14 protein-coding genes are annotated in these 14,707 nt (G+C 64.8%); 2 read left to right on the top strand and 12 right to left on the bottom strand.

The genetic code is table 11. The annotated features are described in order from the left end of the window. Window positions 1–9 precede the first annotated feature (9 nt). The 9 genes from mltG to U5L98_RS12035 all read right to left on the bottom strand — a co-directional run bounded on the left by mltG (window position 10) and on the right by U5L98_RS12035 (window position 7,323). Window positions 10–1,023, bottom strand: coding sequence for an endolytic transglycosylase MltG (mltG, locus tag U5L98_RS11995; RefSeq protein ID WP_322558521.1), 1,014 nt, complete (start codon window positions 1,021–1,023; stop codon window positions 10–12). A 16-nt stretch (window positions 1,024–1,039) separates the two neighbouring features. Continuing rightward, window positions 1,040–1,861 carry an aminodeoxychorismate lyase gene (gene pabC / locus U5L98_RS12000; RefSeq protein WP_322558522.1) on the bottom strand — a complete coding sequence of 274 codons (822 nt, stop codon included), beginning with the start codon at window positions 1,859–1,861 and terminating at the stop codon, window positions 1,040–1,042. 17 nt (window positions 1,862–1,878) lie between these two features. Further along, window positions 1,879–3,117 (bottom strand): beta-ketoacyl-ACP synthase II, encoded by a 1,239-nt coding sequence (gene fabF, locus U5L98_RS12005; RefSeq protein ID WP_322558523.1) that lies wholly within the window; start codon window positions 3,115–3,117, stop codon window positions 1,879–1,881. Window positions 3,118–3,316: 199 nt separating this feature from the next. Then, complete coding sequence (acpP, locus tag U5L98_RS12010; RefSeq protein ID WP_008956801.1) at window positions 3,317–3,550, bottom strand: acyl carrier protein; 234 nt, start codon at window positions 3,548–3,550, stop codon at window positions 3,317–3,319. A gap of 131 nt (window positions 3,551–3,681) precedes the next feature. Then, window positions 3,682–4,425: a 3-oxoacyl-ACP reductase FabG gene (gene fabG, locus U5L98_RS12015; RefSeq protein WP_322558524.1), complete on the bottom strand. Its 744-nt coding sequence runs from the start codon at window positions 4,423–4,425 to the stop codon at window positions 3,682–3,684. 30 nt (window positions 4,426–4,455) lie between these two features. Then, a complete protein-coding gene (gene fabD / locus U5L98_RS12020) occupies window positions 4,456–5,427 on the bottom strand; it encodes an ACP S-malonyltransferase (RefSeq protein ID WP_322558525.1) in 972 nt (323 codons plus the stop codon). A gap of 5 nt (window positions 5,428–5,432) precedes the next feature. Beyond that, window positions 5,433–6,554, bottom strand: coding sequence for a phosphate acyltransferase PlsX (gene plsX, locus U5L98_RS12025; RefSeq protein ID WP_322558526.1), 1,122 nt, complete (start codon window positions 6,552–6,554; stop codon window positions 5,433–5,435). 38 nt (window positions 6,555–6,592) lie between these two features. Next, entirely contained in the window at window positions 6,593–6,763 is a 171-nt protein-coding gene (gene rpmF / locus U5L98_RS12030) for a 50S ribosomal protein L32 (RefSeq protein ID WP_151444052.1), read from the bottom strand. A gap of 32 nt (window positions 6,764–6,795) precedes the next feature. Continuing rightward, window positions 6,796–7,323, bottom strand: coding sequence for a YceD family protein (locus U5L98_RS12035; protein WP_322558527.1), 528 nt, complete (start codon window positions 7,321–7,323; stop codon window positions 6,796–6,798). A gap of 129 nt (window positions 7,324–7,452) precedes the next feature. On the opposite strand from U5L98_RS12035, the gene U5L98_RS12040 reads away from it, so the two are divergent. Continuing rightward, window positions 7,453–8,040: a nucleoside triphosphate pyrophosphatase gene (locus U5L98_RS12040; protein ID WP_322558528.1), complete on the top strand. Its 588-nt coding sequence runs from the start codon at window positions 7,453–7,455 to the stop codon at window positions 8,038–8,040. Window positions 8,041–8,120: 80 nt separating this feature from the next. Here U5L98_RS12040 and sppA read toward each other — a convergent pair whose 3' ends face one another. The 3 genes from sppA to U5L98_RS12055 are packed head-to-tail and all read right to left on the bottom strand — an operon-like array spanning window position 8,121 to window position 10,842. Further along, window positions 8,121–9,209, bottom strand: a complete 1,089-nt coding sequence (gene sppA / locus U5L98_RS12045; RefSeq protein ID WP_322558529.1) for a signal peptide peptidase SppA — start codon at window positions 9,207–9,209, stop codon at window positions 8,121–8,123. Between the two features lie 22 nt (window positions 9,210–9,231). Then, window positions 9,232–9,882 (bottom strand): HAD-IA family hydrolase, encoded by a 651-nt coding sequence (locus tag U5L98_RS12050; protein WP_322558530.1) that lies wholly within the window; start codon window positions 9,880–9,882, stop codon window positions 9,232–9,234. 12 nt (window positions 9,883–9,894) lie between these two features. Further along, the gene (locus tag U5L98_RS12055) at window positions 9,895–10,842 is read right to left on the bottom strand and encodes an RluA family pseudouridine synthase (protein WP_322558531.1); all 948 of its coding nucleotides are present in this window, start codon (window positions 10,840–10,842) and stop codon (window positions 9,895–9,897) included. Window positions 10,843–11,406: 564 nt separating this feature from the next. Between U5L98_RS12055 and rne the strand changes: the two genes are divergently transcribed. Continuing rightward, on the top strand, window positions 11,407–14,682 hold the full coding sequence (rne, locus tag U5L98_RS12060; RefSeq protein ID WP_322558532.1) for a ribonuclease E: 3,276 nt from the start codon (window positions 11,407–11,409) through the stop codon (window positions 14,680–14,682). Window positions 14,683–14,707: the final 25 nt, after the last annotated feature.

Genomic DNA, 14,707 nt, shown 5'->3' on the forward strand with positions numbered 1-14,707 from the left:
GCTCGATGTTCAGCGATTACGAATGTACCGGTTCACCGCATTGTTGTGCTCGCGCAGGGTACGCGAGAAGTGATGTGTCCCGTCGCCCTTGGCAACGAAATACAGCGTTTCGCCTTCCTCCGGCTGCACTGCCGCCTCCAGGGCGGCCCGACCGGGCAGGGCGATCGGCGTGGGCGGCATGCCCGCAATCACGTAGGTATTGTAGGGCGTGGCCTCGCGCAGATCAGCGCGGGTGATGTTGCCATCGTAGCGCTCGCCCATGCCGTAGATCACGGTGGGGTCGGTCTGCAGCCGCATGCCCCGCTCCAGGCGGCGCTTGAATACGCCGGCGATCTCGGGGCGCTCCTCGGGCGCGCCGGTCTCGCGCTCGATCAGCGAAGCCATGATCAGCGCCTGGTAGGGTGTCTCCAGGGGCAGGTCGTCGTCACGTCCGGCCCAGACCTCGTCGAGGGTAGCCTCCATGCGTTCCAGGGCCTGGCGCAGGATCTCCAGGTCGCTGAGCCCCTTGTGATAGCGGTAGGTATCGGGAAAGAACCAGCCCTCTGGGTGCTGCCCCTCGCGGCCGAGCCGGGCCATGACCTCCTCGTCGGAGAGGCCCTTGGTATAATGCGCCAGCTTCGGCGCGGCATCGATCAGTTCCCGCATCTGGCGGAAGGTCCAGCCCTCGGGAACGGTCAGCGGGTAGCTGACCACGTCGTTGCTGCCCAGCAGAGCGAGAAGCTCGCGCCCGCTCATGCCCGGCACCAGGCGGTACTCCCCGGGACGCAAGCGTGGCAGAGCCTCGGGCTCCAGGCGCGTGAGCAGACGAAAGGCCCACGCATCGACAATGATCCCCTGCTCGGCCAGTTCGCTCACCACCCGATGGTAGCCGGCACCAGCGGGGACTTCGTACAGGGCCGCTTCATCGAGGACGATGGGCGCCTCGAGTCGCGACTGCCAATAGTGATGCCCGGCAAACGCCGCCAGGGCCGCCAGGGCCGCCAGGATAGCCAGGACCAGCAAAAACTTAAGTACACGCCCCATCGGTCGTCCTCGTCATTCAATCGTCAAACCGTGTCGGATAGCCCAGCGGCTCATGAGCCACCGCCTGCAGGCGACGATGATCCGCCCCGATGGACCAGCGTTGCAGCACCTCACCGCCGGCTGCGTCCAGCCGGGCCACCGGCCACAGCCCCTGCACCGAGTTGCCGAGCCAGACCGCCTCGGCGCTGACCAGCACATCGGGGACAACATCGACCTCCTCGATGGGAAGGCGCTCGAGCAGCTCTGCACGCAACGTACCGGCCACGCCGCAGCGCGCCAGGCGCGGCGTCTCGAGCCGCCCGCCGCGCTGCCAGAAGAGGTTCATGCAGGTGGCCTCCACCAGCCGGCCCTCGTGGTCGCAGAGCAGCCCCTCTGCGGTATCAGCATCCGACCACTCGCCCCGCGCCAGCACATTCTCCAGACGGTTGAGATGCTTGAGGCCCGCGAGAACCGGCTGAATTCCAAGACGCATGCGACAGTGACGAACTCCCACGCCAACCGTCCAGCGAGCGTGGTCAGGAAGGAAAGGCGATAACTGCCAGCGCAGCCGGGGAAGGGCTGTCTCGGGAGGAGCATAGCCGCGCCCTCCACTACCCCGAGTCAGCATCAGCTTGAGCACCGAAAAACCCGATGGCGCATCAACCAGGGGGGCAGCAAGACGACGCTCGGCCGGCATGGGGATGCCCAGCACTTCACAGCCACGGGCCAGACGCGCCAGGTGAGCTTCCCACAGCCGCGGCGCTCCATCACGCAACAGCACGGTCTCGAACAGGCCATCGCCATAAGCGACACCGCGGTCGTCGAGTGGCCAGCCGTCTGTCGAGCCCCCTGCTTCCACCTGGTGCTCCTCAGGCCTCACACCCTGGCGAAGACCAGAGTGCCGTTGGTGCCGCCGAAACCGAAGGAATTCGACAGGCTGACGTCGATCTTCATCTCGCGAGCGGTATGGGGTACGTAGTCGAGCCTGCAGCCTTCCTGGGGGTTGTCCAGGTTGATGGTCGGCGGCGCCACCTGGTCGCGGATCGCCAACACGCTGAACACCGCTTCAACGGCACCGGCAGCCCCCAGCAGATGGCCGATCATCGACTTGGTGGAGCTGACGGCCACCGACGTCGCGCTCTCGCCCATCACCTTCTCGACGGCACGACTCTCGGCCAGGTCGCCGTGGGCGGTCGAGGTGCCGTGGGCATTGATGTAGTCGATGGCCGAGGGATCGATGCCAGCATCGCGGATGGCGTTGCGCATGGATCGAGCGGCGCCATGGCCATCTTCCGGGGGCGCCGTCATGTGGTAGGCATCGTCGCTCATGCCGAAGCCGGTGAGCTCGGCGTAGATGGTCGCGCCACGCGCCTTGGCCTGTTCGTACTCCTCGAGCACGATCACGCCGGCGCCATCGGAGAGCACGAAGCCGTCGCGGTCTCGATCCCAGGGCCGACTCGCCGCGGCCGGATCCTCGTTGCGGGTGGAGAGCGCCCGAGCTGCCGAGAAGCCGCCCAGACCCAGCGGCGTCGTCGCCATCTCAGCGCCACCGCAGACCATCACATCGGCATCGCCGTAAGCGATGGTGCGGGCACTGTAGCCGATGTTGTGGGTCCCGGTGGTACAGGCCGTGGTGATGGCAATATTGGGGCCACGGAAGCCGTGCTGGATCGCCAGGTTGCCGGAGATCATGTTGATGATCGACCCCGGAACGAAGAAAGGCGAGATGCGTCGCGCGCCGCCATTGAGCAGGGCAGTGTGGTTATGCTCGATCATCGGCAGGCCACCGATCCCCGAGCCGATGGCAACGCCGATACGATCGGCGTTGCCATCGTGACACTCGATCCCGGCATCCTGTATCGCCTGTGCACCCGCAGCCATCCCGTACTGGATAAAGAGATCCATCTTGCGGGCTTCCTTGGGATTCAGATACGGACTGATGTCGAAATCCTTCACCGACCCGCCGAAGCGCGTGTTGAAGGCGCTGACATCGAAGTGTTCGATGGGCGCGATACCGCTCTTGCCGGCCAGGATGCTGGCCCAGCTCTCTTCAACGGCATTCCCCACCGGCGTGACCAGACCCAGCCCGGTCACCACAACCCTTCTACGAGCCATCAGCTTCCCTCCAGACAACCTTGGTGACACGACCCCACAAGGGAGTCGTCATTGCACGCATTATACCCGAGTCTCCCCGACCTGTTCGGGCTCGGCAAGTTCGCGTCGCGCATAGCACGAGAGCCGTCCTGCCATGGCAGGACGGCTCTCCACGGGGCCAGGACCCCGGACGCCTCAGCAAGCGGTATCGATCGCCACCTTACTGATGGGCGTTGACGTAGTCGATAGCTTCCTGAACGGTGGTGATCTTCTCGGCTTCCTCATCGGGAATCTCGGTGTCGAACTCCTCTTCGAGCGCCATCACCAGCTCGACGGTATCCAGGGAATCGGCGCCAAGATCTTCAGTGAAGGAAGAGGAGTTCTGAATGTCTTCTTCCTTGACGTTGAGACGCTCGGCAACAACCTTCTTAACGCGCTCTTCGATGGTGCTCATTATGACGTACTCCAGTCGTTCACATTGGCCGTTCGGAAATCAGCCGTTAAAGATCCAGATCCGCTAGCCGGAAGCTGCGGAGTAGTTTATAGACGCCCCCTGGTCGGCGCAACCGCCTAACCCCGGAGGCTTCAACGCATGTTCATGCCACCGTTGACGTGCAAGGTCTCACCCGTAATGTAGCCTGCCATGTCGCCGGTGAGAAAGCCCACAACCGCGGCGATTTCTTCAGGGTCACCGAGCCGGGCGAGCGGAATCTGGCCGAGCAGGGCCTTGTGCTGCTCCTCCGGCAGGGACTGGGTCATGTCGGTGGCAATGAAGCCAGGCGCCACCGCATTGACGGTAATGGCCCGCGAGGCAACCTCACGCGCCAAGGCCCGGGTAAAGCCCTCCATGCCCGCCTTGGCGGCAGCATAGTTGGTCTGTCCCATGTTGCCCATGGTAGCCACCACCGAACTGATCGAGACGATGCGGCCGAAACGGGCCCGGGTCATGCCGCGCAAGCAAGCCTTGCCGAGGCGATAAACCGACTTGAGGTTGGTGTCGATCACCGAGTCCCACTCGTCTTCCTTCATTCGCATCAGAAGATTGTCGCGTGTGATGCCGGCATTGTTGACCAGAATGGTCGGTGCACCGAACTCCTCGGTGACCGCCTTGACCAGACCATCGACGCTGGCCTGGTCGGTGACGTCCAGCTGGCGCCCGACCCCTTCGATTCCCGCCTCCGCGAGATCGGCACCGATGCGCTCGGCACCGGCATCGGTGGTGGCCGTACCAATCACAATACGCCCCTGTCGGCCCAGTTCGTGAGCGATGGCGCGGCCGATGCCGCGACTGGCCCCGGTAATCAGGGCGACTCTACGTTCGGTTGTCATGGTCTCTTCCGCCTAGGTCCGGGAGATGGATCAGCCATTGGCCGACGGTGACTGACCGACGGCTTGCCTGGCCAGCTCGAGAGCAGCGGAGAGGCTATCCGGGTCGTTGACCGCCAGCCCCTTGCTGCCTCGGGCAATTCGCTTGTTTAGCCCGGTGAGCACCTTGCCCGGACCACACTCGATGAACACCTCGGTGCCCTGCCCGGTCATCGCCTCGATGCAGGAGGTCCAGCGAACCGGCTGGTAGAGTTGCTCGATCAGCCGGGTACGTAGGGTCGCCACATCCGCATGGGCCTGGGCATCGACATTCTGGAACACCGTGTAGCGCGGCGAGCGCAGCTCCATTTCATCCATCGCCACGGCCAGGCGCTCAGCAGCCGGGCGCATCAGATCGCAATGAGACGGCACCGAGACCGGCAGCGGCATCGCGCGCTTGGCGCCGGCTTCCTGACAGGCGACAATTGCCCGCTCCACAGCAGCCTTGCTGCCCGCAATAACCACCTGTCCCGGGGCATTGTAGTTGACGGCAGCGACCACGTCGCCGTCGGCGGCCCGGGCACAGGCCTGCTCCACCACCTCGTCATCGAGGCCGAGAATTGCCGCCATGGCACCCTCGCCGGCAGGGACGGCCTCTTGCATGGCCTCGCCACGCAGCTTAACCAGCCGCACCCCTTGGGCGAAGGGAAGCGCTCCCGCGCACACCAGGGCGCTGTATTCGCCCAGGCTATGACCGGCCATGGCCCCGGGACGCGGCCCTTCGAGCTCTTGCCAGACACGCCAGACTGCCACGCTGGCGGTAAGCAGCGCCGGCTGCGTGCAGGCAGTGGCATTGAGTGCCTCGGCCGGCCCCTCCTGCACAACCTGCCAGAGGTCGTAGCCAAGGGCATCGGCCGCTTCCTCGAAGGTCGTGCGCACCACGCTGTAGCGCTCTGCCAGCTCACGCAGCATGCCGATCTGCTGGGAGCCCTGCCCGGGAAAGATGAGGGCAAGGGATTGCGTCATGTCGATCACCTTTGCGCTTGTTGGCTGTCGTCGATACCGGTCACGTCCGGCATGATCGGCCCGTCGGGCCTGGATCCACTCTCGGTTCGACCGCCGGCGGTCGAATCGACAGGGGACCGGCGATGGTACAGTTCCGCGGCCAACCGGCTTGGCAGGTCACGCTTCACCTCATTCACCGCCCGTTGAATCGCATAACGAAACCCCGTGGCATCGGCGCTGCCGTGGCTCTTGATCACGATCCCGTCCAGCCCCAGCAAGCTGGCGCCATTGTAGCGCACCGGATCGAGTTCACCCTTGAGCCGACGCAATGCCGGACGGGCGAGCAGGCCCACCACCTGACTGCTCCAGTGAGCCTCGAAGGTCGCCTGAACCCGCTCGACGAGCAGCCGCGCCAGACCCTCGCTTGCCTTGAGCACGGCATTGCCGACGAAACCGTCACAGACCACCACGTCGGCTTCACCGCTGAAGATACCATCGCCCTCTACATAGCCCAGGTAGGCGATGTCGGGATGTCGGCGAAGCCAGGCATCGGCATCGCGCACGCTGCGTGTGCCCTTGGTGCCCTCGACACCGACATTGAGCAATGCCACCCGCGGCGCGACGAGGCCGTCCACATGGCGCGCCATCACTTCTCCCATAAGGGCGAAGTCGACAAGCCGCTCAGCACTGGCCTCCACGTTGGCGCCCAGGTCAAGCAAGTAGCAGCGACCCAGATCTCGGGTGGGAATGGCAGTGCTGATAGCCGGCCGAGGAATCCCCGCTACCGTGCCCAAGGTACGCCGCGCCAGAGCCATCAGAGCGCCGGTGTTGCCAGCACAAACCCCGGCCACGGCTTCCCCGCCGGCGACGCAGTCGAGCATTCGGGCCATGCTGGTATCGCTACCGTGACGCAACACCTCACTGGGGCGCTGGGACTGCAGGACGACCGAGGGCGCATCACCGACCTGCAGACGTGACGCCGCCGCGGCAAGCTGCCGCGGCAGGCGGGCAATCTCGTCCTCCAGTCGTCCAGCGGGGCCAAACAGGAGCAGCTCGAGATCAGGATCGGCGCAGGCGGCCTCGGCTGACCCCATGACGGCCGGACGGGGACCAAGGTCCCCGCCCATCGCATCGATGGCAATCCGCACGTCAGCGGCCAGCCACTAGCAACCGAGATGGCGTCGCGTCAGACTTCGACGACCTTGCGACCACGATAGAAACCGTCCGGAGACACATGGTGGCGCAGGTGGGTAGTGCCGGTTTCCTTGTCCTGAGACAAAGTCGGTGCGGTGAGGGCGTCGTGACTGCGACGCATGCCACGTGTGGAACGGGTCTTGCGGTTCTTTTGAACTGCCATGGGTTGTCACTCCAGAGTGAAACGAGGATATATCAGAGTTTGCCCTTGATCTGCCGCAGCACATCGAAAGGGCTCGCCGGGGTGCTGGCCGACTCGTCGGTCGCTTCCCCGCTGTTCAGCTGGTCGCGCGACACCTTGCACTCGGCCTCGCTATGATAAACCACCTGGGGCAGGCTAAGGATGAGCTCATCCTCGACCACCGCCAGCAGGTTCAGCTGTTCGTTCTCCACCAGCACCGGTTCGTGGGTGCTCGGCAGCTCGGCGGCCAGGGCATCACTGGTGACCATGCCCAGCCGGAAGTAGCTCTCGACCTCTTGCGCCATGGGCTCGAGACAGCGCCGACACGGCAACTGCAACTCGGCCTTGAGATGCCCACGTATCTCCCTCCGTCCCTGAGGGTCGATGGCGAAATCCATCCATACCTGAGCATCACCTGACTGGGCACCGACTTCCTCGGCAAGCCTCGCCATCTCAGTGAGCGCCACCAGGCCTTCCAGGTGTTCGGCACGGGCCACAAGCTTGTAAGGCTCGACCCTGCCAGGGAGTCTTGAGGTCAACATAGGCGCGCAATGATAGGCACTCGCCCTGCCCCTGTCAAAGCTGTCGTCGTCTCGGGTTACTATGGCGGCGAGGCGCCATTATTGCGCTACCGACTCACTGTTTCCCCTCATACGGCACGGAGAATACCCATGCCCCGCCTGATACTTGCTTCGGGCTCACGCTGGCGCCGCCAGTTGCTCGACCGCCTGGAAATCCCCTATGCCTGGGAGAGCCCCGATATCGACGAAACGCCACGCCCGGGCGAGGCACCCGAGGCCCTGGTTCACCGCCTGGCGCTGGCCAAGGCAGAGCGACTGGCCGAACGTTTTCCCGCACACCTGATCATCGGCTCCGACCAGGTGGCGCTGTTCGACGGCGAGATCCTCGGCAAGCCGGGAGACGAGGCCACCGCCCGCGCCAACCTGAGCCGCTTCTCCGGCCACCGGGTGCGCTTCCTCACCGGCCTGGCGCTGCTCGACACCGAACAAGGCCACCATCGGGTCTGTCACGAGACCTATGACGTGGTGTTCCGCCACCTGAGCGAGGGCGAGATCGCCCGCTACGTGGAGAGGGAAAGGCCTCTGGACAGCGCCGGCAGCTTCCGCATGGAGGGACTGGGCATCACGCTGTTCGAAAAGCTCGAGGGCGACGACCCCAACACCCTGGTCGGCCTGCCGCTGATCCGGCTCTGCGAGATGCTGCGCGAAGCCGGGCTGGACCCTCTCGGCGAGCCGTAAGCCGTAAGCCGTAAGCCGGGGTGTCGCCACCAAGGCTCACGGCAAGGGGTTTTCTTACAGCTTATAGCTTACAGCTTCCCTTAAGGGGCGAGCTGGTAGCGCATAGGCGACTCACCCCGCGGCAGGCCAAGCCACTCCATGGCCACCCGCCCGAACTGGCGAGAGATCCGCTCGAAGGGGTCGAGACGTGGCGTGTAATCGCGCGTTCTCGCCTCGCCAAGCCGCGCGCGGGCCACGCCATCGAGACTGTCGAGCTCGTCCACCAGACCCAGCTCGAGAGCCTGCTCGCCACTCCAGATCAACCCGCTGAACAGACGCTCGTCGTCGGCCAGCCGGTCGCCGCGTCCCTCGCGCACTGCTGCGATAAACTGCTCGTGGGTGCTCTCGAGCACCGACTGCCAGAACTTGCGCTGTGCCGGGGCAATGTCGGAAAAAGGATCAAGGAACGCCTTGTTATCGCCGGCCGTGAAGACACGGCGCTCTACACCCAGGCGCCCGATGGCCTCCTCGAAGCCGAAACCGGCATGGATGACCCCGATCGAGCCCACCAGACTGGCGGGTGCGGCGATGATCTCGTCAGCCGCCGCGGCCACATAATAGGCACCACTGGCGCCGATATCCTCGATCACCGCCAGGACCGGCTTGTCACCGGTCTCGCGCAGCCGCATCACCGCCTCGAAGATACGTTGTGACTGAACGGGGCTGCCGCCGGGGCTATTGATATGCAGCACGACCGCCTCGGCCTTTTCCGCGCCCCACGCACGCTCCAGACCCTCGATGATGCGCTCGGCACTGGCCGGAGAGTCACTATCGATCACCCCCTTGAGTTCGATGACGCCAAGATGCGGCCGGTCAGCCGCACCGCTGCCCGGGGCGCCGAAGAGCCCGTAAAGCGTCGTTGAGAGCGAGGCCAGGATCAGCAGCGCAAAGAAGAAGCGGAAGAACAGCTTCCAGCGCCGTGAACGCCGCTGCTCGGCCAGCACCCCGCCGACCCAGCGGTCCATCATGTCCAGCTGGGCAAGACGTTGGCGCTCACGCAGGGTCTCGGCATCCTCGCCAGGCGGTGGCGCTTGGTCGGTCGGCTGCCCCTCTCGCTGCCGGCGGGCCTGTTCCGGGGTCAGCTCCGGTCCGCTCGTCCAGCGATCGTCACGCTTGTCGTCGTCACTCATGGTCTTACGGTTCCTTGGTCTGCTAGCCGTACAGCCAGTCGAAGAGTTCGCTCGCCGCCTCGGCCGTGAACACCGGCCTGCTGGCGGAGAGACGCGCCGGGTCATGCACGCCCCAGGTCACCGCAACCCGGTCCATGCCCAGCGCTCGCGCCATCTCGAGGTCATATTCGGTATCGCCGATCATCACCGCCTCGCCGACCTCGACATCGAGTTCGGCGAGGAGCTCCTCGAGCATTCGGGGGTGTGGCTTGGAGAGCGTCTCGTCGGCGGTGCGGCTGGCATGGAACCAGCCACCGCTGCCACTCTCATGGAATATGCGATCAAGGCCGCGGCGACTCTTGCCGGTGGCCACGGCCAGGCGCTGGTTTGCCCTGCCCCGCAGGCGGGCCAGACCGGCCTCGACACCGGGATAGAAACGCATGGGGCCAGTGTCGCCCTCGACGAAATGGAAGGCATAGCGCGCCTTCAGCAGCTCGGCACGCTCCGCGTCGATGCCGGGGCAGAGGGTGGCGATGGCTTCAGGTAGCCCGAGGCCGATGATGTCGCGAACGGCCTCCGCCTCCAGCTCGCCCCAGCCGGCTTCGCGAGACGCTGCCTGCATGCTGGAGACGATCCTTGCGATGGAGTCCATCAGGGTGCCATCCCAGTCGAAGATGGCCAGTCGATAGCGCATGAAGCCTCCGTGTCAGCGGGAATGGCGGGCGCGAGCCAGCACCGCCTCGAGTTCATCGGGCAATGGTGCCTTGATCTTCACCGGCCGGCCGCTGCTGGGCTCGGGAAAGGTCAGGGCTGCGGCATGCAGGAAGAGTCGCGACAGACCCAGGGTGGCGGAAAGCCTCTGGCTCTCGCGGCTGCCATACTTGTCGTCGCCGAGCAACGGATGGCCGGCATGGGCCGCATGCACGCGTATCTGGTGGGTCCGCCCGGTAACCGGCTCGGCCTCGATCAGCGTGACCTTCTCGAAGGCCTCACGCACCGCGAAACGCGTCCGGGCCACCTTGCCGGCGGCCTCGACCCGCACCCGTCGCTCGCCGTTGGCGAGCTCGAAGCGGTCGAGGCGGGCGCTGACGAAATCGCGTCGTGCCGGCCAGCGCCCCGCTACCAGCGCCAGATACTGCTTGTCCATCTGGCGTTCCTTGAGCGAGGCGTTGAGGGCCAGCAACGCGGGACGCGACTTGGCCAATAGAAGGCAGCCCGAGGTGTCGCGATCCAGGCGATGAACAAGCTCCAGAAAGTCGAGATCCTCGCGCACCTGTCTCAGCGCCTCGATCAGGCCGATCTTCACTCCGCTGCCGCCATGCACGGCGAGACCCGATGGCTTGTTGATCACCAACCAGTCGCGCCCCTCCACAAGCACGCTGCCGGCGAGCAGGTTGCGCAGATTGTCGCTGACCTCGCGGACCGCCTCGCGGGGTGTGAGGCGCAGTGGCGGGATCCGCACCAGGTCGCCCAGTGCCAGGCGAGTGTCGGCCTTGACTCGCTTCTTGTTCACCCGCACCTCGCCCTTGCGCACGATACGGTAGACGAGCGCCCTGGGTGCTCCCTTCATGCGCGTCAACAAGAAATTATCCACCCGCTGTCCGACCTGGCCTTCGGTCACTTCCACCCACTGTACATCGCGCCCTTCGGCCATGCCGCCACTCCACTGGAAACCTGCTTGAAAAGCGCATTCTACCGCAGTGCAGGCCATCCTGCGCCGATTGCTGACCACCCCCTTTGCTGTTATATTATCGGTTCGCTTCAAAGGGTTGTTACATCCCGCCAGAGCGCCTGCACGACAGACACGCAGGCCGGAGCGAAAAGATCAGGCCGCGACGCTCCTCGCCAATCCGAGGTCCCGCCGCCGAGAAGTAAGCGACACAACGCCACGCCCGGCTTCGGTTTCGCTCTCTGTAGCGCGATCGGAGACCAGGGGATACGTACAACAACGTGCCGGAGGCCGGCGTAGGCGAATCGATGAATGCCAGGTGTTGGCGGTGACTGCAGGGCCGGATGGGCAGCGTCCCTCCGAGACATGTCCTGCCTCCGCCCCGTACTCAACATGATCATGCCGTGTCGGTTCCATCGTGCAAGGATGAACCGGAACGGCCGGGCGCACTACCGCTTCCGCGACATGCGCTGAGCACAAGCACGCAGCAACCAGCGGTTCGCCTCCGTCGTTGACCGCCGTCCGGCGCGTCCCTACTTGCGAGACGACATGAAACGGATGCTCATCAATGCGACCCAGCCCGAAGAGCTGCGGGTCGCGCTGGTCGATGGACAACGCCTCTATGACCTGGACATCGAGTCCGGTGCCCGGGAACAGAAGAAAGCCAACATCTACCGCGGCAAGATCACCCGGGTGGAACCCTCCCTCGAAGCCGCCTTCGTCGACTTCGGCGCCGATCGTCACGGCTTCTTGCCTCTCAAGGAGATATCCCGCGACTACTTCCTGAAAGAATCCTCGGGCCGCCCCAGTATCAAGGAAGTGCTCAAGGAGGGCCAGGAAGTCATCGTCCAGGTGGACAAGGAGGAGCGCGGCAACAAGGGCGCGGCCCTGACCACTTTCATCAGCCTCGCCGGCCGCTTCCTGGTGCTGATGCCCAACAACCCCCGTGCCGGCGGCATCTCGCGGCGCATCGAGGGTGAGGAGCGCAGTCAGCTGAAGGAGGCCATGAGCCAGCTGACCGTTCCCGACAAGATGGGCCTGATCGTGCGCACGGCCGGCATCGGCCGCTCCCCGGAAGAGCTGCAGTGGGACCTGGATTATCTCGTCCAGGTCTGGGAGTCGATCACCGAAGAGGCCGGCAAGCGCCCGGCGCCCTTCCTGATCTACCGTGAATCCAACGTCATCATCCGCGCCATGCGCGACTACCTGCGCCAGGACATCGGTGAGGTGCTGATCGACAGCGAGCAGGTCCATCAGGAAGCCCTGGCCTTCATCCGCCAGGTGATGCCCTCCTACCAGCAGAAGATCAAGCTCTACGTCGACGAGGTGCCACTCTTCTCGCGCTTCCAGATCGAGTCGCAGATCGAGACGGCATACGAGCGTGAGGTCAAGCTGCCCTCCGGCGGCTCCATCGTCATCGACCATACCGAAGCACTGGTCTCCATCGACATCAACTCGGCGCGTGCCACCCGCGGCAGTGATATCGAGGAGACCGCGCTACAGACCAACCAGGAGGCAGCCGACGAGATCGCCCGTCAGCTGCGTCTGCGCGATATCGGCGGCCTGGTGGTGATCGATTTCATCGACATGAGCCCGGCCCGCAACCAGCGCGAGGTCGAGAACCGCATGCGCGACGCTCTCAAGCTCGATCGCGCCCGGGTACAGATCGGCCGCATCTCCCGCTTCGGCCTGATGGAGATGTCTCGCCAACGTCTGCGCCCCTCGCTGGGTGAGACCAGCGGTGTGGTATGCCCCCGCTGCGACGGCCAGGGCACCATCCGCGACGTGCGCTCGATCTCGCTCTCCATCATGCGCCTTATCGAAGAAGAGGCCATGAAGGAGCGCAGTGCCCAGATCCGCGCCATTCTGCCGGTCCCGGTCGCTACCTACCTGCTCAACGAAAAGCGGTCCGTTCTTGCCGAGATCGAGCGGCGCCAGGGCGTGCGCGTCTTGATGCTGCCCAACCCGGACATGGACACGCCCCACTATGACGTCCAGCGCCTGCGCGACGATCACGTGGATGAGGAAGGTACCACGACCCTTTCCAGCTACGAGCTCTCCACCGACACCGAGGTAGGCCAGGAGCCGGAAGCTGCCTTCGGCAAGCCGGTCCAGCGCGCCGAGGCCGCAGTGAAGACGGTGATCCACCACGAGCCGGCACCCGCATCCCTGCAGCAGCAGGAGCCTGAAGCCCCGCCGACGCCCAAGGCGGCAACTAAGGCACCGGCCGCCCCACCGGTCCCCGAACCCCAGGCCGGCGTGCTGGGGCGCCTGGTCAAGGGCCTGTCCAAGCTGCTCGGCAGCGACGAGGCACCTGCCAATACCGAGAAGAAACCGTCCGCCCGCACAGGCGAGTCGCGCGCTGACCAGGGCGCACGCAAGCCTGCCCAGCGTAATGATGAGCGCGGCGATCGCGGGGATAGCCGCCAGCGTCGCCCTCGCAGCGATGAGCAACGCAGTTCGTCACGCCAGGAAAGCGAACGTAGTGAGAGCAAAGCGGAAAGCACCGAAAACCGTGGCAATCGCGGCAACCGTGGCGGCCGTGGACGCGGCGGTCGTTCTGACGACGGGCGCCAGCCGGAAGCGCCAAAATCTCGTGATGAGAAGGTTCGTGACGACAAGCCTCGCGATGACAGGGCCCGTGAACAAAAGCCCGACGATGAGAAGTCCCGTGGTGAGAAGTCCCGTAACGAGAAGCCCCGTGACGAGAAGCCCCGTGACGACGCACGCCGCCAGAAAGTCAGCGACAAGTCAGCCGAGAAACCGAGCGAAAAGCGTGATGAAAAACCGGCAGCCGCCGAAGCCCCGGTGGATGACGGCAAGCCCAAGCGCACTCGCAACAATCCGCGCCAACGCACGCGCAAGCATGCCATCAACCCGAAGGCACTAGAGGAGCAGCAGCGCCTTCAAGCAGAAGCCGCAGAGGGCGAGCCCGAAACAGCCGAACAGCCGGGTGACCAGGCGGCCAAGTCTAAGGAAGCAAAAGCCGAGCCAGAAGCCGCCAAGCAACCAAGTGGTCAAGCCGATAAGGCAGAAGCGACCGCTGCCGATACAGAGGCGAAGGAAGAACCCAAGGTCGAGGCGCCCAAGGCTGAGACTAATCCGGCAGAGAAGGCAGCCGAGCCCAAGGCCGCAGCGGAGACAGTCGAGCAGCCAAGCAGCCAAGTGGCCGAGGCTAAACCTGCCGACGTGAAAGCCGAAACCGAGTCACCCAAGTCCGAGCAGAAGCCAGTCGAAGCCAAGACCGAGCAGAAGCCCAAAGAAAAGCCAGCCGACGCGAAGGCCGAGCCCAAGTCGGATGCACCCAAGGCAGAACAGAAAGGGACCGATGAGCCTGCCGAAACCAAGGCGGAGTCAAAAGTCGCCACGCCCGAAGCGACGTTAGCCAAGGCAGAGCCTAAGACCGAAGCTGAGGTCGAACAGAAGCCGTCTGCGAAGCTTGCCGAACCCAAGGCCGAGTCATCGAAGGCCAAACAGAAGCCGGCAGAAAAACCTGCCAAGGCCGAGTCGCCAAAGGCCGAGCAGAAGCCAGAAGAGAAGCCTGTAGAGGCCGAGTCGCCAAAGGCCGAGCAGAAGCCAGAAGAGAAGCCTGTCGAGACTGAGTCGCCAAAGGCTGAGCAGAAGCCTGACGACAAGCCTGCCGAGCCAAAGGCTGACGCCATGCCGGAGGAGAAGGCAGCCGAGGCCTCGCCGACGACAGCCAAGGCCGAAGAGACCCCGGCGGAGGCTCGCGCCAGTCGCCGTCGTCGCCGCGCTCACAACGATCCGCGTGAGATTCGCCGTCGTGAGCAGGAGGCCAAGGCCCAGGAGGGCAAGCAGGGCTGAGCGCCCGCTTTCGCCCTGCACCAAT

Origin of the sequence: Halomonas sp., from assembly GCF_034520545.1 — a bacterium.
Classification (GTDB): Bacteria; Pseudomonadota; Gammaproteobacteria; order Pseudomonadales; family Halomonadaceae; genus Halomonas.

Excerpts from the sequence above, each read along its gene's own strand:
- mltG (WP_322558521.1), bottom strand. The coding sequence starts at position 1,023 with ATGGGGCGTGTACTTAAGTTTTTGCTGGTCCTGGCTATCCTGGCGGCC.
- U5L98_RS12040 (WP_322558528.1), top strand. The coding sequence starts at position 7,453 with ATGCCCCGCCTGATACTTGCTTCGGGCTCACGCTGGCGCCGCCAGTTG.
- U5L98_RS12035 (WP_322558527.1), bottom strand. The coding sequence starts at position 7,323 with ATGTTGACCTCAAGACTCCCTGGCAGGGTCGAGCCTTACAAGCTTGTG.
- U5L98_RS12050 (WP_322558530.1), bottom strand. The coding sequence starts at position 9,882 with ATGCGCTATCGACTGGCCATCTTCGACTGGGATGGCACCCTGATGGAC.
- fabG (WP_322558524.1), bottom strand. The coding sequence starts at position 4,425 with ATGACAACCGAACGTAGAGTCGCCCTGATTACCGGGGCCAGTCGCGGC.
- rne (WP_322558532.1), top strand. The coding sequence starts at position 11,407 with ATGAAACGGATGCTCATCAATGCGACCCAGCCCGAAGAGCTGCGGGTC.
- sppA (WP_322558529.1), bottom strand. The coding sequence starts at position 9,209 with ATGAGTGACGACGACAAGCGTGACGATCGCTGGACGAGCGGACCGGAG.
- fabD (WP_322558525.1), bottom strand. The coding sequence starts at position 5,427 with ATGACGCAATCCCTTGCCCTCATCTTTCCCGGGCAGGGCTCCCAGCAG.
- fabF (WP_322558523.1), bottom strand. The coding sequence starts at position 3,117 with ATGGCTCGTAGAAGGGTTGTGGTGACCGGGCTGGGTCTGGTCACGCCG.
- acpP (WP_008956801.1), bottom strand. The coding sequence starts at position 3,550 with ATGAGCACCATCGAAGAGCGCGTTAAGAAGGTTGTTGCCGAGCGTCTC.
- U5L98_RS12055 (WP_322558531.1), bottom strand. The coding sequence starts at position 10,842 with ATGGCCGAAGGGCGCGATGTACAGTGGGTGGAAGTGACCGAAGGCCAG.
- rpmF (WP_151444052.1), bottom strand. The coding sequence starts at position 6,763 with ATGGCAGTTCAAAAGAACCGCAAGACCCGTTCCACACGTGGCATGCGT.